The following is an 18,837-nucleotide window of genomic DNA, read 5'->3' as shown; positions in this document are numbered from 1 at the left end:
GGTCACCACCGTACGGGTCGGCGCGCCCGCCGCTGCGCACGGTTCACCCGAGCGACAGCGCCGTCCACGACACCGGCGGCAGCGTCACGGTGAGGGCGCCGCCCTCGATGCGCACCGAGTCGTTCTCGTGCGGCGCGACCCGCTCGGGCTCGGCGAGGGTGTTCTTCGCGTACGCGTCCTCGTCGGCGAGCGTGTGCGACTCGAGGACCGAGACGTCGCCGAGCGAGGCGACGTCGACGGTCACGTCGAGCGCCTCGGTCGTCGAGCGGTTCACGAGGAAGACCGCCGAACGCCCCGTCGACGCGTCGTGCGTCGCGACCGCGTCGACGAGCGGCACGACGCCGTACTCCTTCGTCTCGTACGTCGGCGCGTCGAGCTTCAGCTCGAGCGCCGCGCCCTGCGCGAGGCGCGAGGTGATCGAGAAGGGGAAGAACGTCGTCTGGCGCCAGGCAGGTCCGCCGGGCTCGGTCATGATCGGCGCGATGACGTTGACGAGCTGGGCGAGACTCGCCGAGGTGACCCGGTCGGCGTGCTTCAGCAGCGAGATCATGAGGTTTCCGAACACGACCGCGTCGGCGACCGAGTACACGTCCTCGAGCAGGCGCGGCGCGACCGGCCAGTTGTCGAGGCCCTCGATCTTGTCGACGTTCTGGAACCGCGAGAGGTACCAGACGTTCCACTCGTCGAACGAGATGTTCACGGCCTTGTCGCTGCCGCGCACGGCCTTCACGTGGTCGGCGGTCGCGACGACGGTCTCGATGAAGCCGTCCATGTCGACGGCCGACGCGAGGAAGGAGCCGAGGTCGCCGTCCTTCTCCTCGTAGTAGGCGTGGCACGAGATGTAGTCGACGTCGTCGTAGGCGTGCGTCAGCACGACCCGCTCCCACTCGCCGAAGGTCGGCATGTGCGCACTCGACGACCCGCAGACGACGAGCTCGATCGACGGGTCGAGCTGGCGCATCGCCTTCGCGGTCCGCGACGCGATCTTGCCGTAGTCGTCGGCGCTGCGGTGGCCGAGCTGCCACGGGCCGTCCATCTCGTTGCCGAGGCACCACATCCTCACGCCGAACGCGTCGGTACGGCCGTTGTCGATGCGGCGCTGCGACAGGGCGGTACCGCCCGCGAGGTTCGCGTACTCGAGCAGGTCGAGCGCCTCGAGGGTGCCGCGGGTGCCGAGGTTGACGGCGAGCATGAGCTCCGAGCCGACCTTGTCGAGCCACGACGAGAACTCGTGCAGCCCGACCTCGTTGGTCTCGGTCGAGTGCCACGCGAGGTCGAGCCGGCGCGGACGCTCCTCGCGCGGTCCGACCGAGTCCTCCCAGCGGAAGCCCGACACGAAGTTGCCGCCGGGGTACCGGATGGTCGAGACGCCGAGCTCCCTGACGAGTTCGACGACGTCGGTGCGGAAGCCCTCCGCGTCGGCTGCGGGGTGACCGGGCTCGTAGATGCCGTCGTACACGTGGCGGCCGAGGTGCTCCACGAAGCCGCCGAAGACGCGGCGGTCGATGCGGCCGACCTCGAAGTGCGGGTCGATGGTGAGGTGTGCGCTGGGCATGCGGGTGCTTTCTGTTTCGTGTTCGGTTCAAGGGGGCGGTCGCCTCGGCACCGCCCGTTCGTCGAGTGCTACTTGATCGAGCCGACCGAGAGGCCGCCCTGCCAGTAGCGCTGCAGGAAGAGGAAGGAGAGGATGAGCGGCAGCACCGAGATGAAGGCGCCCGAGGTGATGAGGTTCCACACCTGCTCGCCGCCGGCGCCCGCGTTCGAGAGCGCCGTCCACCGGTTGAGCCCGACGGTGACGGGCAGCAGCTGCGGGTCGGTCAGCACGGCGAGCGGCAGGAAGAAGTTGTTCCACGTGCCGACGATCGAGAGCAGCAGCACCGTCACGATCGCGGGGCGCAGCAGCGGCAGCGCGACCTGGAAGAAGGTGCGCAGCTCGCCGGCGCCGTCGATGCGGGCCGCCTCGAGCATCTCGTCGGGCACCGCGTCCTGCGTGTAGACCCGCATCAGGTAGACGCCGAACGGGCTGAGCAGGCTCGGCAGGATGACGGCCCACGGGGTGTTGATGATGCCGTACTGGCTGAGCAGCATGAACGTCGGGATGACGAGGGCCGTGAGCGGCACCATGACCGAGCCGAGCACGACCGTGAACACCGCCCCGCGACCCCGGAAGTCGTACTTCGCGAAGCCGTACCCCGCGAGGATCGCGAGGATCGTCGCGCCGATGCCGCCCGCGAAGGCGTACAGGAACGAGTTGCCGAGCCAGCGCCAGTAGATGCCGCCCTGGTGGGTGAACAGCTCGGCGATGTTCGAGAACAGCGAGAAGTCGCCGGAGAACCAGAACGCCGGGCTCGAGAACAGCCCTGCCGTGTCCTTCGTCGAGGCGACGACGAGCCACCAGATCGGCACGACGAAGTAGATCGCGAGGATCACGAGGAAGACGTGCGAGCCGATGCGCCGCCCGCCGGCGCGGCGGCGGCCCTTGGCGCTTCGGTCGACGTGCGAGGGCACCCCGGTCGCGGTGGTGAGCGGCTCGGCCGCCTCGGTCGGGCGCTGGGTGAAGATCGACATCACTTCAGTCCGCTCTGCTTGCGGGTGAGGAACAGGAAGACGAACGAGCCGGCGAAGACGAGGGCACCGAGCGAGAACGCGATCGCCGACGCGTAGTTGAACTGGCTGTACGAGAAGGCGAGCGAGTACGCGTACATGTTGGGCGTGTACGCCGCGTCGATCGCGCCCTGGGCGACGTTGCGCAGCACGACCGGCTCGGTGAAGAACTGCAGCGTGCCGATGAGGGCGAACATGACGATCATGACCATCGACGAACCGATCATCGGCACCTTGATGCGCAGCGCCGTCTGCCAGCCGTTCGCGCCGTCGATGCGGGCCGCCTCGTAGATCGACGGGTCGATCGCGCGCAGGGCCGCGTAGATCACGACCATGTAGTAGCCCGCCCACTGCCACGTGACGATGTTCACGAGGCTGCCGAAGATCGTGCCCGGGGCGAGGAAGTCGGGGGTCGGCATGCCGACGAGGTTGAAGAGCGTGCCGCCCGGGCCGAACCGGGGGCTGTACAGAAAGCTCCACATGAGTGCGCCGATGACGCCGGGGATGGCGTACGGCGCGAAGATCAGCAGCCGCGAGAGCTTCGAGAGCTTCGTCGCGAGGGTGTCGAGCACGAGCGCCGCGGCGATCGCGACGATGAGCTGCGCGGGGATCATCACGACGGCGAACGCGAGCACCCGCAGCATGCCCTCGAGGAAGAGCGGGTCGGTGAACGCCTTCGCGTAGTTGCCGAGCCCGGTGAACTCGGTGCCGGTCGCGAGCGTCGACGTGAACAGGCTCATGCCGAACGCGTAGGCGAGGGGGAACACGAGCAGCAGCGCGAAGACGGCGAGGAACGGCGAGACGAAGAGCCAGCCCCAGCGCTGCCGTCGGCGCAGGAGGGTGGATCCGCCGGCGCGCAGGGCGCGGCGTCGCGGCACCGCGGGGGCGGCGACGCTGGTCTGGGTGGTCATGGCTCGTTCTCCTCGTCGAGACGGTCGGAAGCCGGGGTCCGTGGTCGGTGCGTGGGGCACGGGCGGATGCCTCGGCATGGGCGCGAGGCATCCGCCCGCCGATCACTCGAGCGTGAAGCCCTGCTCGGTCGCGTACTGCTCGAGCGAGGCCTGCAGGTCGTCGAGCGCCTGGTCGGAGGTCTTCTCGCCCTGCACCATCGCGAACTGCTCCTCGGTCAGCTGGTCGTAGGCGTAGTTCTGGAAGGGGCTGAACGTGAAGCCCTGGTAGCCGGCGGCGGCCTCGAGGAAGACGTCCTTGTTGATCTGCTGCCCACCGAAGAACGGGTACTCGAGGTCGCGGAAGTAGTCGGACTCGAGGATCGGCTTCCACAGCGGGAAGAGGGCGGCCTGCTCGATGCCGATCTTCCACGCCTCCTCGGTGCCGAAGATCTCCTTGGCGACCGTCGCTGCGGCCTCCTTGTCCTTCGCCTGGCTCGTCACGGCGAAGGTCGAGCCGCCCCAGTTGATCTGCACGGGGTTCGCCGGGTCCCACTGCGGAACCGGTGCGGCGCGCCACTCGGCGTCGCTGTCGGCGTCGGACAAGCCCTGCAGGTAGCCGGGGCCCCATGCGGCGGCGACGTAGATCGCGTACGAGCCGTCGACGAGCTTGGTGTTGTAGTCGGCGGTGAACGCGTCGTCGGTGGCGACGAGGCCGTCCTTCACGAGCCCGTCCCAGTAGGCGAGCACCTGCTTCGAGCCGTCGTCGTTCACGTCGATGCCGATCTCGGTCGGGTTCGCGTTGTCGTAGGCGAACGGCACCGAGCCGGCCTGGGCGAAGAGCGCCTGGTTGTAGGCGCGGCCGTTGGTCGGGAAGTCGGCGAGCACGCCGGGGGCGCCCGCATCCTTCAGGGCCTGCGCGGCGGCCTTGAACTCGTCCCACGTGGTGGGGGCGGCAATGCCGTACTGGTCGAGGATGTCCTTGCGGTAGAGCATGCCCATGGGGCCGCCGTCGACGGGGATGGCGTACACGGCGTCGCCGCTCGAGACGTCCTTCCAGGCGCCGTCGGTGTAGTCGGCCTGCACGTCGCCTGCGCCGTACTCGGTGAGGTCGACGAGCGCGTCGCGGATCGAGAAGCTCGAGAGCACCTCGCTCTCGAGCATGATGACGTCGGGGGCGCCCGAGCCGGCCTCGATGGCGGTCGAGAACTTCGTGTACTCGTCGTTGCCCTGCCCGGCGTTCGTCCAGCAGATCTGGACGTCGTCGTGGCTCTCGTTGAAGAGGTCGACGACGTCTTCGAACGCGGGGTACCAGGCCCAGACGCTGACCTGCGTGGCGTCGGCGTTGACGATCTTGTTGGTGCAGGAGGCCTCTTCGGCGCCGCCGGCCGAGCAGCCGGTGAGCGCGGCTGCGGCGACGGCGACGACGCCGCCCGCTGCCAGGAACTTCGACTTCATTGTGCTGTGCTTCCTCTCGCGGTGGGGACACCGGTGTCTCTGGGTGCCGCCGCGCCCACGTCGGCGCGGTCGGGGGGATCCGCTTGTTTTACAACGTTGTACGTAAACGTTGTAACGGACATGATGCCGCGCCCGTCGCGACGTGTCAACCTCGCACGGACGTACGGCGTGCGGTGTTCAGCCGACGACTGCGGCGATCGCCGCCGGCACAGGGTCGACCGCGGGCGCCGACTCGCGCGCGACGACGGCGAAGTCGGCGAGCAGGGTGCGCGGCCCGCCGGCCGCGTCGCCGCGCTCGATGCGTTCGAGCAGCGTGCCCACCGCGGTGTTGGCGATCCACTCGCGCCCCGGGTCGATCGTCGACAGCGACGGCACCGTGTACTGGGCCTCGTCGATGTTGTCGAACCCGATCACCGCCACGTCGTCGGGCACCCGCCTTCCAGCCTCGAGCAGCGCACGCATCGCGCCGAGCGCGAGCGTGTCGTTCATCGCGAAGACCGCGTCGAACGGCACCCCGCGCGCGAGGATCTCGCGCATCGCCCGCGCACCGCTCTCGCGATGCCAGGCCATCGACGGCCCCACGAGCGCCTCGTCGAACGCGATGCCGTGCGCCTCGAGCGCCTCGCGATAGCCCCGCAGGCGCAGCCCGGCCGAGCCGATCACCTCGCCCTCGTGCACGCCGACCACCGCGATGCGCCGGCGACCGGCGGCGATGAGGTGCTCGGTGGCCGCGCGCGCCGCCGCGACGTTCTGCATCGTCACGTGGTCGGTCGGGCCGTCGAAGATCCGCTCGCCGAGCAGCACGAGCGGGTACGGCACGTCGAGCACCTCCGCATCGTCCTGTCCGAGGCCGAGCGCGCTGAAGAGCAGCCCGTCGGTCATCTTGAACCGGGGGCTCCGCAGCAGCTCGAGCTCGCGGTCGCGGTCGCCGCCGGTCTGCTCCACGAGCACGACGAGGCCGGATGCCTCGGCCGCCGCGATCACCGACGCGGCGAGCTCGGCGAAGTAGGCGAGCGCGAGATCGGGCACGGCGAGGGCGATCGCGCCCGTGCGACCCGACCGCAGGCTGCGCGCCGTCAGGTTCGGGGTGTAGCCGAGCTCGGCGATCGCCTGCTCGACCTTCTCGCGCGTCGCCGGGCGGATGTGCGGGTAGTCGTTGATGACGTTCGAGACCGTCTTGATCGACACCCCGGCGAGCCGGGCCACGTCGTGCAGCGTGACCGCCATTGCGCCCTCCCTCGCCGAACCGGATGGAGTCACTGTACAACGTTGTGATCCGGAGGGGCGGCGCCGCGAGGCGCCCCGTCCCGGACCGTCAGATCACGCCGAGCGCGAGCATCGCGTCGGCGACGCGGATGAAGCCGGCGATGTTCGCGCCGACGACGTAGTCGCCGGGCGCGCCGTACTCGTCGGCGGTCGTCGCGCATCGCTCGTGGATCGCGGCCATGATCGCGGCGAGGCGCTCCTCGGTGTGCTCGAAGCTCCACGAGTCGCGCGACGCGTTCTGCTGCATCTCGAGCGCGCTCGTCGCGACGCCGCCCGCGTTCGCCGCCTTGCCCGGCCCGAACAGCACGCCCGCCTCGCGCAGCACCGCGATCGCCTCGGGCGTCGTCGGCATGTTCGCGCCCTCGGCGACGGCGACGACGCCCGCGGCGACGAGCGCCCGTGCGTGCGCCTCGCCGAGTTCGTTCTGCGTCGCGCACGGCAGCGCGACGTGGACCGGGCCGCGATCGGCGAGGTCCCACGCGGTGGCGCCCGCGACGAACTCGGCGCGCCCGCCGCGCTCGGCGACGTACCGTTCGATGCGCTCGCGGCGCACCTCCTTCACCTCGCGGAGGACGGCGACGTCGATGCCGTCGGGGTCGTGCACGGCGCCCGACGAGTCGGAGGCGCCGACGACGAGCCCGCCGAGCTCGTGCACCTTCTCGATCGCGTGGACGGCCACGTTGCCCGAGCCCGAGACCAGCACGCGGGCGCCGTCGAACGAACGGCCGCGGGTCTCGAGCATGTGCTGGGTGAAGAAGACGGCGCCGTAGCCGGTCGCCTCGGTGCGCACGAGCGAGCCGCCCCAGGTGAGCCCCTTGCCGGTCAGCACGCCCGACTCGTACTGGTTCGTCATGCGCTTGTACTGGCCGAAGAGGTAGCCGATCTCGCGACCGCCGACGCCGATGTCGCCGGCGGGCACGTCGCGGTACTCGCCGACGTGCCGTGAGAGCTCGGTCATGAACGACTGGCAGAACCGCATGATCTCGGCGTCGCTGCGACCCTTGGGGTCGAAGTCGCTGCCGCCCTTGCCGCCGCCGATCGGCATGCCGGTGAGCGAGTTCTTGAAGATCTGCTCGAAGCCGAGGAACTTCACCGTGCCCAGGCCGACGGTCGGGTGGAACCGCAGGCCGCCCTTGTACGGCCCGAGCGCCGAGTTGAACTGCACGCGGAAGCCCCGGTTGATCTGCACGCGCCCGGCGTCGTCGACCCACGGCACCCGGAAGATGATCTGCCGCTCCGGCTCGCAGATGCGCTCGAGGATCGACGCCTGCACGTAGTGCGGGTTGCGCTCGAGCACGCGGTCGAGCGAGCCGAACACCTCGCGCACGGCCTGGTGGAACTCGAACTCGCCCGGGTTGCGGGCGAGGATCTGGCTGTAGACGTCGTCGATGGCGGTGCGAGGCTCGGTCACGCGCGCTCCTTCAGGTTCGAACGGATGGCCACGTGGTGCTCTCGCGCGCGGCGCTCTCCACCATACCCACGGGCGCGGATGCCCCGGCCGAGTGTGACGCGGCCGCGGGTCAGTGGCCGTGCGCGAGCTGCTGCAGGCCGACCACGGCGAGGCCGAGGGCGATGAGCGCACCGAGTGCGACGAGCTGCTTCCACCACGCGACGCGGGTGCGGCGCACCGCGATGTACCCGATCAGGCCGAGCGTCGCGACGTACACGATCGACGCGGCGCGCAGCGCGAACTCGAGGTCGAGCAGCCCGAGCGCCGCGAGGGCGAGCAGCACCAGCGGCACGCCCGCCGACGCGATGGCCGACCCGGCGACGCGGAGCATGCCGCCGACCTCGGCGCGGTCGGGGAACGCGCTGTGCACGGCGAGGTGCGCGATCACCCCGGCGACGAAGCCCGCGGCGGTGATCGCGACGATGCCGACGAAGAGGGTCACGACCGCACGCGTCGCGTCGACGTGCTCGACGTTGCCGAGCTGCACGAGCACGATCGCGAGCCCCGTGAACGTCGCGTAGACGCGCTCCTTCAGCGCCTCGCCCCGCTCGTCCTCTGGACGGTCCTCACCGTGACCGTGCTCCATGCGCAGAACGGTAGCACCCGGCCCCGGCGCGGTCTGCGAGGATCGGAGCATGGCTGCCACGCTCACCGTCTCAGTGCCCGGCACCACCCTGCGCGACGCGCTCGGCGCCCCGCCCGACGGCGTCGAGGTCGTCGTGTGGGACCTCGAATCGCCGCCGCCCGCGGCGCACCTCGACATCGTGGTGCCGCCGTACATGGGCACCTCCGACCGGCTCGGAGCCCTCGCCGGGGTGACGACGCGCCTCGTGCAGTCGCAGTCGATCGGCTACGACGACATCGCCGACGCCCTGCCGCCCGGGCACGTGTTCGCGAACGCGGCGAGCGTGCACGAGCCCTCGACCGCCGAGCTCGCGGTCGGCATGGTGCTGGCGTGCCAGCGCGGCATCCCCGATTTCGTGCGTGCCGCGGCCGACGGCCGTTGGGCGCCCGCCCGGCACGAGAGCCTCGCCGACCGGCGCGTGCTCATCGTCGGCTACGGCGGCGTCGGCCGCGCGATCGAGGCCCGCCTCGAGCCCTTCGAGGTCGAGATCACCCGGGTGGCCGGGCACGCGCGCGACGACGAGCGCGGCCGCATCCACGGGGTCGACGAGCTGCCGGCGCTGCTGCCCGAGGCCGAGGTCGTCGTCGTGGGCGTGCCGCTCAGCGACGCGACGACCGGGCTCGTCGACACCGGCTTCCTCGCCGCGCTGCCCGACGGCGCGCTCGTCGTGAACGTCGCCCGCGGCCGCGTGGCCGACACCGAGGCGATCCTCGCCGAGGCCCGCACCGGCCGGCTGCGGTTCGCGCTCGACGTCACCGACCCCGAGCCGCTCCCCCACGGCCACCCGCTCTTCGCCCTGCCGAACGTGCTCGTCACGCCGCACGTGGGTGGTGCGTCGACCGCGATGATGCCGCGCATGGCGCGGCTCCTGCGCCGCCAGATCGAGCGGATGCTGCGGGGCGAGGCGCCCGAGAACGTGGTGCTGCGCAGCTGACGTCGCATCGAGCGGCACGATCGGTCAGCGCGACCACGTGCCGAGGTGGTTGCCGTCGAAGAACTGCAGCGTCATCGTCGACGACCCGGCGCCGCCGAGCACGAACGTCGCCGAGGAGCGCGAGCCCTCGGGCGCGTTCTCACCGTCAGGGGTGAAGGCGAGGACGTCGCCGTCCCACGGCTCGAGCGGCACCTCGTAGCCGCCGTCGGGCCCGAGGTGCACGACGAGCGACCCGTCCTCGACCACGACCTCGGCCGGGCCGAAGTACTCGTTCGACCAGGTGCCCGCGTACGACTCGAGCGGTTCCGACGGCGCGGCGGGCGACGCCGGGGGCGACTGGTCGACGAGGTCCCCGGCCGGCTCGCGGTAGTGCGCGAGGGCCGCCCCGTACGCCTCGACCCAGTCGCGCGTCGACGCGCCGTACTGCACGAGGTCGAGGAACTCGCTCACGATCGCCTCGGCGGCACCGACCGGCGCCCCGTTCGTGAGGGCGACGACGCCGAGCCCGAGCGACGGCACCAGTTGGAAGTTCGTGCCCGCCCCGAGCACGAATGCGCCGGAGTGCGAGGCGGTGGCGCGGCCGCTCGTCTGGGTGCCGACGTTGAACCCGAAGCCGTACGAGCCCGACCGCATGCCGGGCACGTCGGACGGGGCAGAGGTGACCTGCGGGCGCATCGCCGCAGCCAGGTCGGCGGTGTCGACGAGCGTCTCGCCGTCGGCGAGCACGAAGCTCATCCACTTCGCCACGTCGACGACGTTCGAGCTCACGCCGCCCGCGGGCGACTGCGCGTCGGGGTCGCGCTCGTACAGGGGCTGGAACTCGCCGTCGACGAGGGCGTGCAGCGCGGCGCGGTCTTCGCGGGCGACGAAGTCGTCGTGCCGGGAGCTCGTCGAGGTCATGCCGAGCGGCTCGTAGAGCTCGCGTTCGGAGAGCGTCTCCCAGTCGACGCCGGCCGCGTTCGCGACCGCCTCGGCACCCGCCGTCATGCCGAAGTTCGCGTAGCCGTAGCTGATGCGGAACGGGTTCAGCGGCTGGTACCGGAGGTGGTCGATGACGTATTCGCGGTCGTATCCGAGGTCTTCGAGGTCGTCGCCCGCGGCGAGCGGCAGACCCGAGCGGTGGGCGTAGAGGTCGCCGACGGTGAGGTGCTCCGTCACCCACGGGTCGGCGAGCGCGAACCCGGGCAGCAGCGGCGCGACGGGGGTGTCCCAGCCGACGACGCCGTCGGTGACCTGCGTCGCGACGACGGTCGCCCCGATCGGCTTCGACATCGACGCCACCTGGAAGACCGTCTCGGCGTCGACGGGGTCGTCCTCGCCGACCTTCCGAACCCCGAACCCGTCGGCGAAGACCGTCTCGCCACCGTGCACGACCGCGACGGCGGCGCCGGGCACGCCGGTCTCGTCGAGCACGCGTTCGACGAGGCCCGGCAGCGACTCGAGCGCGGGGTCGAGGGCTCCCTCGGCGAGCTCGACCGCGTCGGCCGGCGGCGCGTCGCCGAGCTCGATCCTCGGCGCGTACGGTTCGGCCGCCGTGCACCCGACGAGCGCCGCGGCGATGATCACGACCGCCGGAACAGCGGCACCTCGGACGACGCGCATGGCGTTCCTCCCCCATCGCACCGGGCTCCCCCGAGCCCCGGACCCCCATGGACCGACGAGCGCAGCCTAGCGGTCGATCCGGTGCCGCCGCACGGATCAGGCCGACGCGTCGGCGAGCCCCGCGAGCTCCGCCGCGGTCAGCTCGAGCGGGATCGAGTCGAGCAGCTCGCGGAGCTGTTCGACGCTGCGGGCGCTCGCGATGGGCGCGACGACGGTCGGCTGCTGCCGGAGCCACGCGAGCGACACCGAGGCGACGGATGCCCCGTGCGCGGCCGCGACCTCGTCGAGCACCGCGAGCACACGGCTCCCCCGCTCGCCGAGGTACGGCGCGGCACCGCCCGCGCGCACGCTCGCCCCTTCGGCGGTGACATCGGCCTCGGTGCGGTACTTGCCGGCGAGGAAGCCCTTCGCGAGCGAGAAGTACGGGAAGACCGCGAGCCCCTCGCGCTCCGCGCGCTCGCGCAGCCCGTTGGCCTCGAAGTCGCGCTCGACGAGGTTGTAGTGCGGCTGCAGGGCGACGGCGCGATGGAAGTCGTTCGCCTCGGTCACCCGGAACCACTCGTCGATGCGCTCGGGCGTGTAGTTCGAGATGCCGATCGCGCGCACCTTGCCCGCGTCGACGAGCTCGGAGAGCGCGCCGACCGTCTCCTCGAGCGGCACCGCGGCGTCGTCGAAGTGGGCGTAGTAGAGGTCGATGACGTCGGTGCCGAGACGCTGCAGCGAGGCATCCGCGGCCGCCCGGATGTTCGCCGCCGCGAGGCCCGTGAACTCGGGGTGCGTGCTCACCTTGGTCGCGATGACGACGTCGTCGCGCGCTCCGCGCGACGCGAGCCACTCGCCGATGAGCCGCTCGCTGTCGCCGCCGGTGTTGCCGGGCACCCAGTGGGAGTACCCGTCGGCGGTGTCGAGGAAGTTCCCGCCGCCGGCGGTGAAGGCGTCGAGCACCGCGAAGGTGGCGTCGCGGTCTGCGGTCCAGCCGAAGACGTTCGTGCCGAGCGCGAGCGGGGCGACCTCGAGGTCGGACGCGCCGATGGGGCGGCGGAAGGCGGTGGCGGTGGCGTCGGTCATGGGGCTCCTCGTGGTCGGAACGGTCGTCGGCACCGGAGGACAACGACGGCGTCGGCCGGGTATTCCCCGTGTTGCGCACGATGACGCGTGTGCGATCGGCGCGGGCGGGCATAGGCTCGAAGGTGACGCAACCGACGGAAGGTCGACATGCCCGCTTCGGCAGAACCCCGCGTGGCCCTCTACTTCGACTTCGACAACATCGTCATCTCGCGGTACGACCAGCTCCACGGCGACTTCGCCTACCGCAAGGACACCTCGCGCTCGAAGGCGCCCACCGCCGGCACCAAGACGGCCGAGAAGCTCCGCGAGGCGACGGTCGACATCGACGCGGTGCTCGACTTCGCCGCGACGTTCGGCACGATCGCGATCGCCCGCGCCTACGCCGACTGGTCGACCCCCGTGAACGCGAGCTACCGCGGCCAGCTCATCGACCGCGCCGTCGACCTCGTGCAGCTCTTCCCGCTCTCGGCGACGAAGAACGGCGCCGACATCCGCCTCGCGGTCGACGCGGTGGAGGACATGTTCCGCATCGACGACCTCACGCACATCGTGATCGTCGCGGGCGACTCCGACTACGTCGCGCTCGCGCAGAAGGCGAAGCGGCTCGGCCGATACGTCGTCGGCATCGGCGTCGCCGGCGGCACGAGCCGCGCCCTCACCGCCGCGGTCGACGAGTTCGCCGACTACGACGCGCTGCTCTCGACCGACGCCGCGGTCGACGACGAGGCCGACGTCGTCGAGCGCGCACCCGAGGCGGCGCCGCGGCGCCGCAGGGCGAGCACGAAGCAGCCGGATGCCGCGGCCGACGCCGCGCCCGAGGCATCCCCCCGCAGCAGCCGGAGGGCGAGGAGCCAGCCGAAGGAGGACGCGAAGAGCGCGGCCGAGGCGGACGAGACGCCGGCGGAGCCCGCCGAGCGGCCGTCGGCGCGCGTCATCCAGTTCGTGGCCCCGACCGACCACGTTCCCGACGAGGCGACCGGCAGCCCGCGCAACCCCGGTCGACTGCTGCTCAAGGCGATCGAGCTGCTGCGGTCGAAGAACGACGAGGAGTGGCAGTCCTCGAGCGCCGTGAAGAACCAGATGCTGCGCATGGACCCGTCGTTCCAGGAGCGGCGTCTGGGATTCGCCTCGTTCAGCGAGTTCCTGAAGTCGCGCGGCGGCGTCGTCGAGCTCGACGAGACGGGCCGGGGGCGCGTGCGCATCCGCACGAACAAGGACTGAGGGCGGGGTTCCGAGACGCCTCCGTCGTCGGCTCCTCAACCGGCGGACGAGGTCATACGAAGGGGGAAGCAAGATGAAGGCACTGCAGTACCGCACGATCGGGCAGCCGCCCGAGGTGGTCGAGATCGCGACGCCCGAGCCCGGACCGGGCGAGGTGCGCATCAGGGTGACCGCGGCCGGGGCCTGCCACTCCGACAGCTTCATCATGGGGCTGAATGAGGAGCAGTACGTCTACGGCCTGCCGCTCACGCTCGGGCACGAAGGCGCCGGTGTCGTCGACAAGCTCGGCGAGGGCGTCACCGGACTCGAGGTCGGCGAAGCGGTCGCCGTCTACGGTCCGTGGGGCTGCGGCCGCTGCGTGCAGTGCGCGCAGGGCAAGGAGAACTACTGCGAGCGCGCCGCCGAGCTCGGCATCCGCCCGCCCGGGCTCGGCTCCCCGGGCGCGATGGCCGAGTACCTCGTCGTGCCCGACGCCCGGTTCCTGCTGCCGCTCGGCGACCTCGACCCGGTCGAGCACGTGGCCCTCACCGACGCGGGGCTCACGCCGTACCACGCGATCAAGATGTCGCTGCCGAAGCTCGTGCCCGGCTCGACCGCCGTCGTTATCGGCGCGGGCGGGCTCGGCCACGTCGCGATCCAGATCCTGCGCGCGCTCACGCCGGCGACGGTCATCGCCTTCGACGTGAGCCAGGACAAGCTGCGCCTCGCGACCGAGGTGGGCGCGCATCACGTGTTCCCGTCCGACGCAGAGGCGCCCGAGCGGGTCAAGGAGCTCACGGGAGGCAAGGGCGCCGCCGCCGTGTTCGACTTCGTCGCGATCCAGCCGACGCTCGACGCGGGCCACGCGATGCTCGCGGTCGAGGGCGACCAGGTCCTCGTGGGCGTCGGGGCCGGCATGCTGCCCGCCGGAATGCTCATGACGCCGTACGACGCGACCGTGCGTTCGCCGTACTGGGGTTCGCGCGCCGAGCTCTTCGAGGTGTTCGATCTCGCCCGCGCGGGTCTCGTCAAGATCGAGACCGAGCGCTTCTCGCTCGACGACGCCCCCGAGGCGTACCGGCGCCTGCACGACGGCACCCTGCGCGGGCGCGCGGTCGTCGTTCCCTGACGGGGCCGTTCCGCGCTGAATCGGTTTCGGCGCGCTGAGGTCGGTTCGAACCCACCTCAGCGCGTCGTACCTGATTCATGGCGGACGCTCTGTGGTCTGACCACATCTGGTACGCTGTGGTCTGACCACAGTGGCTGCAGGCACGGAGGCGACGGAGCATGAGCGAGACGCGCGCGTGGCGCACCGTGCTCGAGCACATCGAGTCGCAGCTCATCGAGGGCCGCCTGCGCCCCGGCGACCGGCTGCCCGGCGAGCGGGCCCTCTCGGCCGATCTCGGCGTCGGCCGCTCGAGCGTGCGCGAGGCGCTGCGGGTGCTCGAGGTGCTCGGGCTCATCCGCACCCAGGCGGGCTCGGGCCCGAACGCCGGCGCGATCATCATCGCGACACCGTCGGGCGGCATGAGCGCGCTCATGCGGCTGCAGGTGGCGGCGAGCGGGTTCCCGGTCGCCGACATCGTGCGCACCCGGCTGCTGCTCGAAAGCGCCGTCGCGGGCGAGCTCGCCGAGCGCGGCAGCCTCGACGGCGGCGCCCACTCCCCCGAGCTCGCCGCCGCCGACCGCCTGCTCGACGCGATGGACTCCCCCGCGCTCGAGCCCGCCGAGTTCCTCGCACTCGACGCCGAGTTCCACCTGGCGCTCGCCGAGGCATCCGGCAACCAGGTCATCACCGCGACCATGGCGGGCCTGCGCAGCGGCATCGAGGGCTACGCGCTCGAGGGGCTCGCCCGCATCGACGACTGGCCGACCACCTCCGCTCGCCTGCGCGGCGAGCACCGCGGGGTCGTCGACGCCATCCGCGCGGGCGATGCCGCGGCCGCCCGTACCCGCATCCACGACCACATCTCGGGGTACTACGCCGAGACGTTCATCGACCACCACTGAGAGAGGCACGCACCACGATGGTCCAGCGCCAGTTCCCGAACCCCAAGGAGCTCGCCGAGCTCATGCGCTTCAAGGCGCCCGAGCTCAACGCGACGAAGCGCCGCCTCGACAAGGCGCTGACGATCGCCGACCTGCGTGCGATCGCGAAGCGCCGCACGCCGAAGGCGCCGTTCGACTACACCGAGGGCGCCGCCGAGGGCGAACTCTCGCTGGCCCGCGCCCGCCAGGCGTTCGAGGACATCGAGTTCCACCCCGGCATCCTGCGCAGCGTGCCCGAGGTCGACACGAGCCGCGACGTGCTCGGCGGCCCGAGCGCCCTGCCGTTCGGCATCGCGCCGACCGGGTTCACCCGCCTCATGCAGACCGAGGGCGAGATCGCCGGCGCCGGTGCGGCGGGCGCGGCGGGCATCCCGTTCACGCTCTCGACGCTCGGCACGACCTCGATCGAGGGCGTGAAGGCGGCGAACCCGAACGGGCGCAACTGGTTCCAGCTCTACGTCATGCGCCGTCGCGAGATCTCGTACGACCTCGCGAAGCGCGCCGCGGCCGCCGGCTTCGACACCCTGTTCTTCACGGTCGACACGCCGGTCGCCGGCGCACGCCTGCGCGACAAGCGCAACGGCTTCTCGATCCCGCCGCAGCTCACGCCGGGCACGATCGTCAACGCCATCCCGCGACCGGCGTGGTGGATCAACTTCCTGACGACCCCGAAGCTCGAGTTCGCGTCGCTCAGCTCGACGGGCGGCACGGTCGGCGAGCTGCTCGACTCGGCGATGGACCCGACGATCTCGTTCGACGACCTCGACATCATCCGCGACATCTGGCCCGGCAAGATCGCGGTCAAGGGGGTGCAGACCGTCGGCGACGCGAAGCTGCTCGCCGACCGCGGCGTCGACGCGATCGTGCTGTCGAACCACGGCGGGCGGCAGCTCGACCGCGCGCCGATCCCCTTCCACCTGCTGCCGCACGTCGTGCGCGAGGTCGGCGACGACCTCGAGGTGCACCTCGACACCGGCATCATGAACGGCGCCGACATCGTGGCGTCGATCGCGCTCGGCGCGCGCTTCACCCTCATCGGCCGCGCGTACCTCTACGGCCTCATGGCCGGCGGTCGCGCGGGCGTCGACAAGACGATCTCGATCCTGCGCACCGAGATCGAGCGCACCATGAAGCTGCTCGAGGTCGAGACGCTCGACGAGCTCGGCCCCCAGCACGTGACGCAGCTGGCCCGACTGCAGCCCATCGCACGGCCGGTGCAGGATGCCGCGGCCGAGGCCTCGTCGGCGAGGCCCACGACCGTTCGGAGCCCGCGCGCGGCGAAGCCGGCGACGCGGGCCGCGGCCGCCGCCTCCGCGAAGACGACTGCGGCGGCGAAGGCCGCCCCGGCAGCGAGGGCGACCGCCGCTGCGAAGCAGGCGACCACCACGGCGAAGGCGACCACGGCGAAGACCGCCGCGAAGCCCCGCACTGCCCGAGGGACGAAGCCGAAGACGGCCGCCGCCGAGTGAGGCGACCGGCGCGGCCCGTGGCCCGGTGAGCCGGACGCGCCGGATCGGCGCCCTCAGTAGACCGGCGAGCTCAGCGCGCCCGCCCGGTGCGCCCCTTCGGCACCACGATCGACTGGGCGATCGTGAGCGCGGCCGCACGGGCCGCCATCTTGCGCGCCTGCTCGGCCTGCGTGCGCCGGCGTTTCACGAGCTTCGCACGCCGTCGGGCTCGCAGGGCGGCATCGGCGCCGACCGGCGGCACGTCACCCGCGCGTCCGGTCGACGCGGGGGCCGCTCCGTACCGGATCGAGGCCCGATCCAGTCGGGCGGCAGCAAGCGCCGCTCGTTCTGCGGCGAAACGCGGCGACCTGCGGCGCTCGGCGTCGGCGGCGAGGGCCGCGGCCTCCGCGAACTCCACGGCCGACTCGAGGCGACGCCTGGCCCGCGCGTCGCCCGGCAGCCGCTTCGCCATGCCGCGCACCTCGTCCTCCAGCTCGCGCACCGCGGCGATCGCCTCCTTCGCGCGGCGGCGGTCGGCCCTCTTCGAATCCCGCATGCTCACCCCTCGTCGATCAGCTCGAGCAGGCGCTTCGCCGCGTCGCGGATCTCGTCGTGGTCGTGTTGCCCGGCCCGGCTCTCGAGCGAGATCACGGCGCATCGGTGCACCCTGCGGAAGTCGCCGTAGGGGAACGAGTACGCCTCCTTCGTCTCATTGTCGGCGTCGTCGTCGATGCCGAGGTGCCAGTGCCGGTACTCGGTCCAGCCCTCGTCGTCGATGAATGCGTTCTCCTCGTCGGCGCTCGGCGCGTGCTCGCTCCAGTCGTCGCGCTCGTCGCGCTCGACCCTGTCGTCGCGCACGAGCGACCTCGCGTGGCGGAGCGCCGTCTCGTTCAGCCTGATCGCCATGTCGTGCTCCCTTCCATACCCTCCCGGTCTACGTTGCGACCGCCGGGTCGACAAGGGGGTTGCGGGCGCGCCGCAGAGCGAACGGCCCCGAACACCCCGGGAGCGGCCGGCTCAGCGCCGCCGTGCGAACTCGGCGATCGTGACGCCCGACCCGTGGCTCGTGCTCTCGACCGGTTCGAAGGCGCGCGACCGGTAGTCGAGCCCGGCGAAGAGCGGGATGCCGGTACCGAACAGCTTCGGGTTCACCTTGAGCACCAGGCGGTCGATCTCGTCGACCAGCTGCCCGGCGAGCGCCCCGCCGCCGCACAGCCAGATGTCGGTGCCGCCGGCCTCGGCCTTGAGCGCCCGCACGACGTCGACGGGATCGTCGTCGACGACGACGAGGTTCGCCCCCTCGGCCCGGTGCGACCGTGAGAACACGATCTGCCGGAGGTGGGAGTACGGACTCGTCATGCCGAAGGGCAGCCCGATCGCGTAGGTGTTCCAGCCCATGAGCACGGTGTCGAAGACGGCGCCGGACTGCTCGACCCCGAGCGCTGCGGCACCCGCCGTCGGCATCGCGTCGGGGTAGCGCTCGTAGATCGTCGCCATGTGGTCGCCCTCGGCGTCGAGCGCGTCGAATTCGCCGTTCGGCCCGGCGATGAAGCCGTCGAGGCTGACGGCCACGTAGTACACGAGTTCTCGCATCGTTTCCTTATCCACTACTGATGTTGTGGTTGCGAAACTACTACACCTGTCGTGATCTTGTCTAGACTCGACCGCATGGCCCGGAACGACGAACGCCGCCGACTGCTCGCCGATGCCGCGATCGGCGTGCTCGCCGCCGAAGGAGCGCGCGGGCTCACGCACCGTGCGGTCGACCGCGCGGCCGGGGTGCCGCTCGGCACGGCATCGAACTACTTCGCGAGCCGCAACGCCCTCATCGCCGGGCTCGTGGCGCGCATCGGCGAGCGACTCGGACCGACCGACGACGACCTCGAGATCCGCGCCGGCCAGCCCGCGGGTCCCGCGCTGTTCGCCGACTACGTGCGCGACATCGTGCGACGGCTGAGCACCGAGCGCGACGTCACCCTCGCCCTCTTCGAGCTCCGGCTCGAGAGCACCCGCCGGCCCGAGATCGCCGCCGTGCTCCACGAATGGCAGCGCACCGCGTTCGCCGCCGACGTCGCCTTCAACGAGGCAGCGGGACTGCCCGGCGGGCGCCGCGAGATCGCGCTCTTCCACTACGCCCTCGACGGGCTCGTGCTCGATCGCCTCACGACGCCGATCGATCCCGGCACCTCGACCGATGAGATCGTCGACGCGCTCGTGGCGGGGTTGCTGCCCCGCACCTGACGCGG

17 protein-coding genes and 1 pseudogene are annotated in these 18,837 nt (G+C 71.6%); 6 read left to right on the top strand and 12 right to left on the bottom strand.

The genetic code is table 11. From position 1 onward, the window contains the following. Nucleotides 1-43: 43 nt before the first annotated feature. The 7 genes from arfA to ACWGPE_RS01200 form a co-directional block, all read right to left on the bottom strand. The gene (gene arfA / locus ACWGPE_RS01230) at nt 44-1,555 is read right to left on the bottom strand and encodes an arabinosylfuranosidase ArfA (RefSeq protein ID WP_452047925.1); all 1,512 of its coding nucleotides are present in this window, start codon (nt 1,553-1,555) and stop codon (nt 44-46) included. Nucleotides 1,556-1,623: 68 nt separating this feature from the next. Further along, a complete protein-coding gene (locus ACWGPE_RS01225) occupies nt 1,624-2,568 on the bottom strand; it encodes a carbohydrate ABC transporter permease (protein ID WP_275506043.1) in 945 nt (314 codons plus the stop codon). Then, nucleotides 2,568-3,515: a carbohydrate ABC transporter permease gene (locus tag ACWGPE_RS01220; protein WP_275506042.1), complete on the bottom strand. Its 948-nt coding sequence runs from the start codon at nt 3,513-3,515 to the stop codon at nt 2,568-2,570. The genes ACWGPE_RS01225 and ACWGPE_RS01220 overlap by 1 nt, the downstream gene beginning before the upstream one ends. Before the next feature lie 102 nt (nt 3,516-3,617). Then, nucleotides 3,618-4,949, bottom strand: a complete 1,332-nt coding sequence (locus ACWGPE_RS01215) for an ABC transporter substrate-binding protein (RefSeq protein WP_231429003.1) — start codon at nt 4,947-4,949, stop codon at nt 3,618-3,620. A 177-nt stretch (nt 4,950-5,126) separates the two neighbouring features. Further along, entirely contained in the window at nt 5,127-6,176 is a 1,050-nt protein-coding gene (locus ACWGPE_RS01210) for a LacI family DNA-binding transcriptional regulator (protein ID WP_231429004.1), read from the bottom strand. 88 nt (nt 6,177-6,264) lie between these two features. Next, nucleotides 6,265-7,626, bottom strand: coding sequence for an NADP-specific glutamate dehydrogenase (gene gdhA, locus ACWGPE_RS01205; protein ID WP_231429005.1), 1,362 nt, complete (start codon nt 7,624-7,626; stop codon nt 6,265-6,267). Nucleotides 7,627-7,735: 109 nt separating this feature from the next. After that, nucleotides 7,736-8,251, bottom strand: a complete 516-nt coding sequence (locus ACWGPE_RS01200; RefSeq protein WP_376929889.1) for a hypothetical protein — start codon at nt 8,249-8,251, stop codon at nt 7,736-7,738. A 49-nt stretch (nt 8,252-8,300) separates the two neighbouring features. On the opposite strand from ACWGPE_RS01200, the gene ACWGPE_RS01195 reads away from it, so the two are divergent. Then, nucleotides 8,301-9,224 (top strand): 2-hydroxyacid dehydrogenase, encoded by a 924-nt coding sequence (locus ACWGPE_RS01195; protein ID WP_452047924.1) that lies wholly within the window; start codon nt 8,301-8,303, stop codon nt 9,222-9,224. A 24-nt stretch (nt 9,225-9,248) separates the two neighbouring features. On the opposite strand, the gene ACWGPE_RS01190 is transcribed toward ACWGPE_RS01195, so the two are convergent. Together ACWGPE_RS01190 and ACWGPE_RS01185 are read right to left on the bottom strand one after the other, a co-directional pair. Further along, the gene (locus ACWGPE_RS01190; protein WP_452047923.1) at nt 9,249-10,826 is read right to left on the bottom strand and encodes a serine hydrolase; all 1,578 of its coding nucleotides are present in this window, start codon (nt 10,824-10,826) and stop codon (nt 9,249-9,251) included. A 96-nt stretch (nt 10,827-10,922) separates the two neighbouring features. Beyond that, complete coding sequence (locus ACWGPE_RS01185) at nt 10,923-11,894, bottom strand: aldo/keto reductase (RefSeq protein WP_231429009.1); 972 nt, start codon at nt 11,892-11,894, stop codon at nt 10,923-10,925. Between the two features lie 147 nt (nt 11,895-12,041). Between ACWGPE_RS01185 and ACWGPE_RS01180 the strand changes: the two genes are divergently transcribed. The 4 genes and pseudogenes from ACWGPE_RS01180 to ACWGPE_RS01165 form a co-directional block, all read left to right on the top strand. After that, complete coding sequence (locus tag ACWGPE_RS01180; RefSeq protein ID WP_231429010.1) at nt 12,042-13,115, top strand: NYN domain-containing protein; 1,074 nt, start codon at nt 12,042-12,044, stop codon at nt 13,113-13,115. A gap of 73 nt (nt 13,116-13,188) precedes the next feature. Further along, on the top strand, nt 13,189-14,223 hold the full coding sequence (locus ACWGPE_RS01175) for an NAD(P)-dependent alcohol dehydrogenase (protein ID WP_231429011.1): 1,035 nt from the start codon (nt 13,189-13,191) through the stop codon (nt 14,221-14,223). A 158-nt stretch (nt 14,224-14,381) separates the two neighbouring features. Further along, complete coding sequence (locus ACWGPE_RS01170; protein ID WP_231429012.1) at nt 14,382-15,104, top strand: FadR/GntR family transcriptional regulator; 723 nt, start codon at nt 14,382-14,384, stop codon at nt 15,102-15,104. A 17-nt stretch (nt 15,105-15,121) separates the two neighbouring features. Continuing rightward, a pseudogene (locus ACWGPE_RS01165) lies at nt 15,122-16,354 on the top strand (alpha-hydroxy acid oxidase); the annotation flags it as partial. A gap of 328 nt (nt 16,355-16,682) precedes the next feature. Here the strand turns inward: ACWGPE_RS01165 and ACWGPE_RS01160 are convergent. The 3 genes from ACWGPE_RS01160 to ACWGPE_RS01150 form a co-directional block, all read right to left on the bottom strand. Then, nucleotides 16,683-17,147, bottom strand: a complete 465-nt coding sequence (locus ACWGPE_RS01160; RefSeq protein ID WP_452047922.1) for a hypothetical protein — start codon at nt 17,145-17,147, stop codon at nt 16,683-16,685. A 2-nt stretch (nt 17,148-17,149) separates the two neighbouring features. Then, on the bottom strand, nt 17,150-17,497 hold the full coding sequence (locus ACWGPE_RS01155; protein WP_275506038.1) for a hypothetical protein: 348 nt from the start codon (nt 17,495-17,497) through the stop codon (nt 17,150-17,152). A 111-nt stretch (nt 17,498-17,608) separates the two neighbouring features. Beyond that, complete coding sequence (locus ACWGPE_RS01150; RefSeq protein ID WP_275506037.1) at nt 17,609-18,184, bottom strand: dihydrofolate reductase family protein; 576 nt, start codon at nt 18,182-18,184, stop codon at nt 17,609-17,611. 75 nt (nt 18,185-18,259) lie between these two features. Here ACWGPE_RS01150 and ACWGPE_RS01145 point away from each other — a divergent pair, with 75 nt between their 5' ends. Next, nucleotides 18,260-18,832 carry a TetR/AcrR family transcriptional regulator gene (locus ACWGPE_RS01145; protein WP_452047921.1) on the top strand — a complete coding sequence of 191 codons (573 nt, stop codon included), beginning with the start codon at nt 18,260-18,262 and terminating at the stop codon, nt 18,830-18,832. Nucleotides 18,833-18,837: the final 5 nt, after the last annotated feature.

It is taken from the genome of Agromyces sp. NPDC055658, from assembly GCF_053618155.1.
The sequence above is the reverse complement of the archived record's forward strand: the minus strand, read 5'-3'. Positions and strand labels throughout refer to the sequence as shown.

Excerpts from the sequence above, each read along its gene's own strand:
- arfA (WP_452047925.1), bottom strand. The coding sequence starts at position 1,555 with ATGCCCAGCGCACACCTCACCATCGACCCGCACTTCGAGGTCGGCCGC.
- ACWGPE_RS01225 (WP_275506043.1), bottom strand. The coding sequence starts at position 2,568 with ATGTCGATCTTCACCCAGCGCCCGACCGAGGCGGCCGAGCCGCTCACC.
- ACWGPE_RS01220 (WP_275506042.1), bottom strand. The coding sequence starts at position 3,515 with ATGACCACCCAGACCAGCGTCGCCGCCCCCGCGGTGCCGCGACGCCGC.
- ACWGPE_RS01215 (WP_231429003.1), bottom strand. The coding sequence starts at position 4,949 with ATGAAGTCGAAGTTCCTGGCAGCGGGCGGCGTCGTCGCCGTCGCCGCA.
- ACWGPE_RS01210 (WP_231429004.1), bottom strand. The coding sequence starts at position 6,176 with ATGGCGGTCACGCTGCACGACGTGGCCCGGCTCGCCGGGGTGTCGATC.
- ACWGPE_RS01200 (WP_376929889.1), bottom strand. The coding sequence starts at position 8,251 with ATGGAGCACGGTCACGGTGAGGACCGTCCAGAGGACGAGCGGGGCGAG.
- ACWGPE_RS01195 (WP_452047924.1), top strand. The coding sequence starts at position 8,301 with ATGGCTGCCACGCTCACCGTCTCAGTGCCCGGCACCACCCTGCGCGAC.
- ACWGPE_RS01190 (WP_452047923.1), bottom strand. The coding sequence starts at position 10,826 with ATGCGCGTCGTCCGAGGTGCCGCTGTTCCGGCGGTCGTGATCATCGCC.
- ACWGPE_RS01185 (WP_231429009.1), bottom strand. The coding sequence starts at position 11,894 with ATGACCGACGCCACCGCCACCGCCTTCCGCCGCCCCATCGGCGCGTCC.
- ACWGPE_RS01180 (WP_231429010.1), top strand. The coding sequence starts at position 12,042 with ATGCCCGCTTCGGCAGAACCCCGCGTGGCCCTCTACTTCGACTTCGAC.
- ACWGPE_RS01175 (WP_231429011.1), top strand. The coding sequence starts at position 13,189 with ATGAAGGCACTGCAGTACCGCACGATCGGGCAGCCGCCCGAGGTGGTC.
- ACWGPE_RS01170 (WP_231429012.1), top strand. The coding sequence starts at position 14,382 with ATGAGCGAGACGCGCGCGTGGCGCACCGTGCTCGAGCACATCGAGTCG.
- ACWGPE_RS01160 (WP_452047922.1), bottom strand. The coding sequence starts at position 17,147 with ATGCGGGATTCGAAGAGGGCCGACCGCCGCCGCGCGAAGGAGGCGATC.
- ACWGPE_RS01155 (WP_275506038.1), bottom strand. The coding sequence starts at position 17,497 with ATGGCGATCAGGCTGAACGAGACGGCGCTCCGCCACGCGAGGTCGCTC.
- ACWGPE_RS01150 (WP_275506037.1), bottom strand. The coding sequence starts at position 18,184 with ATGCGAGAACTCGTGTACTACGTGGCCGTCAGCCTCGACGGCTTCATC.
- ACWGPE_RS01145 (WP_452047921.1), top strand. The coding sequence starts at position 18,260 with ATGGCCCGGAACGACGAACGCCGCCGACTGCTCGCCGATGCCGCGATC.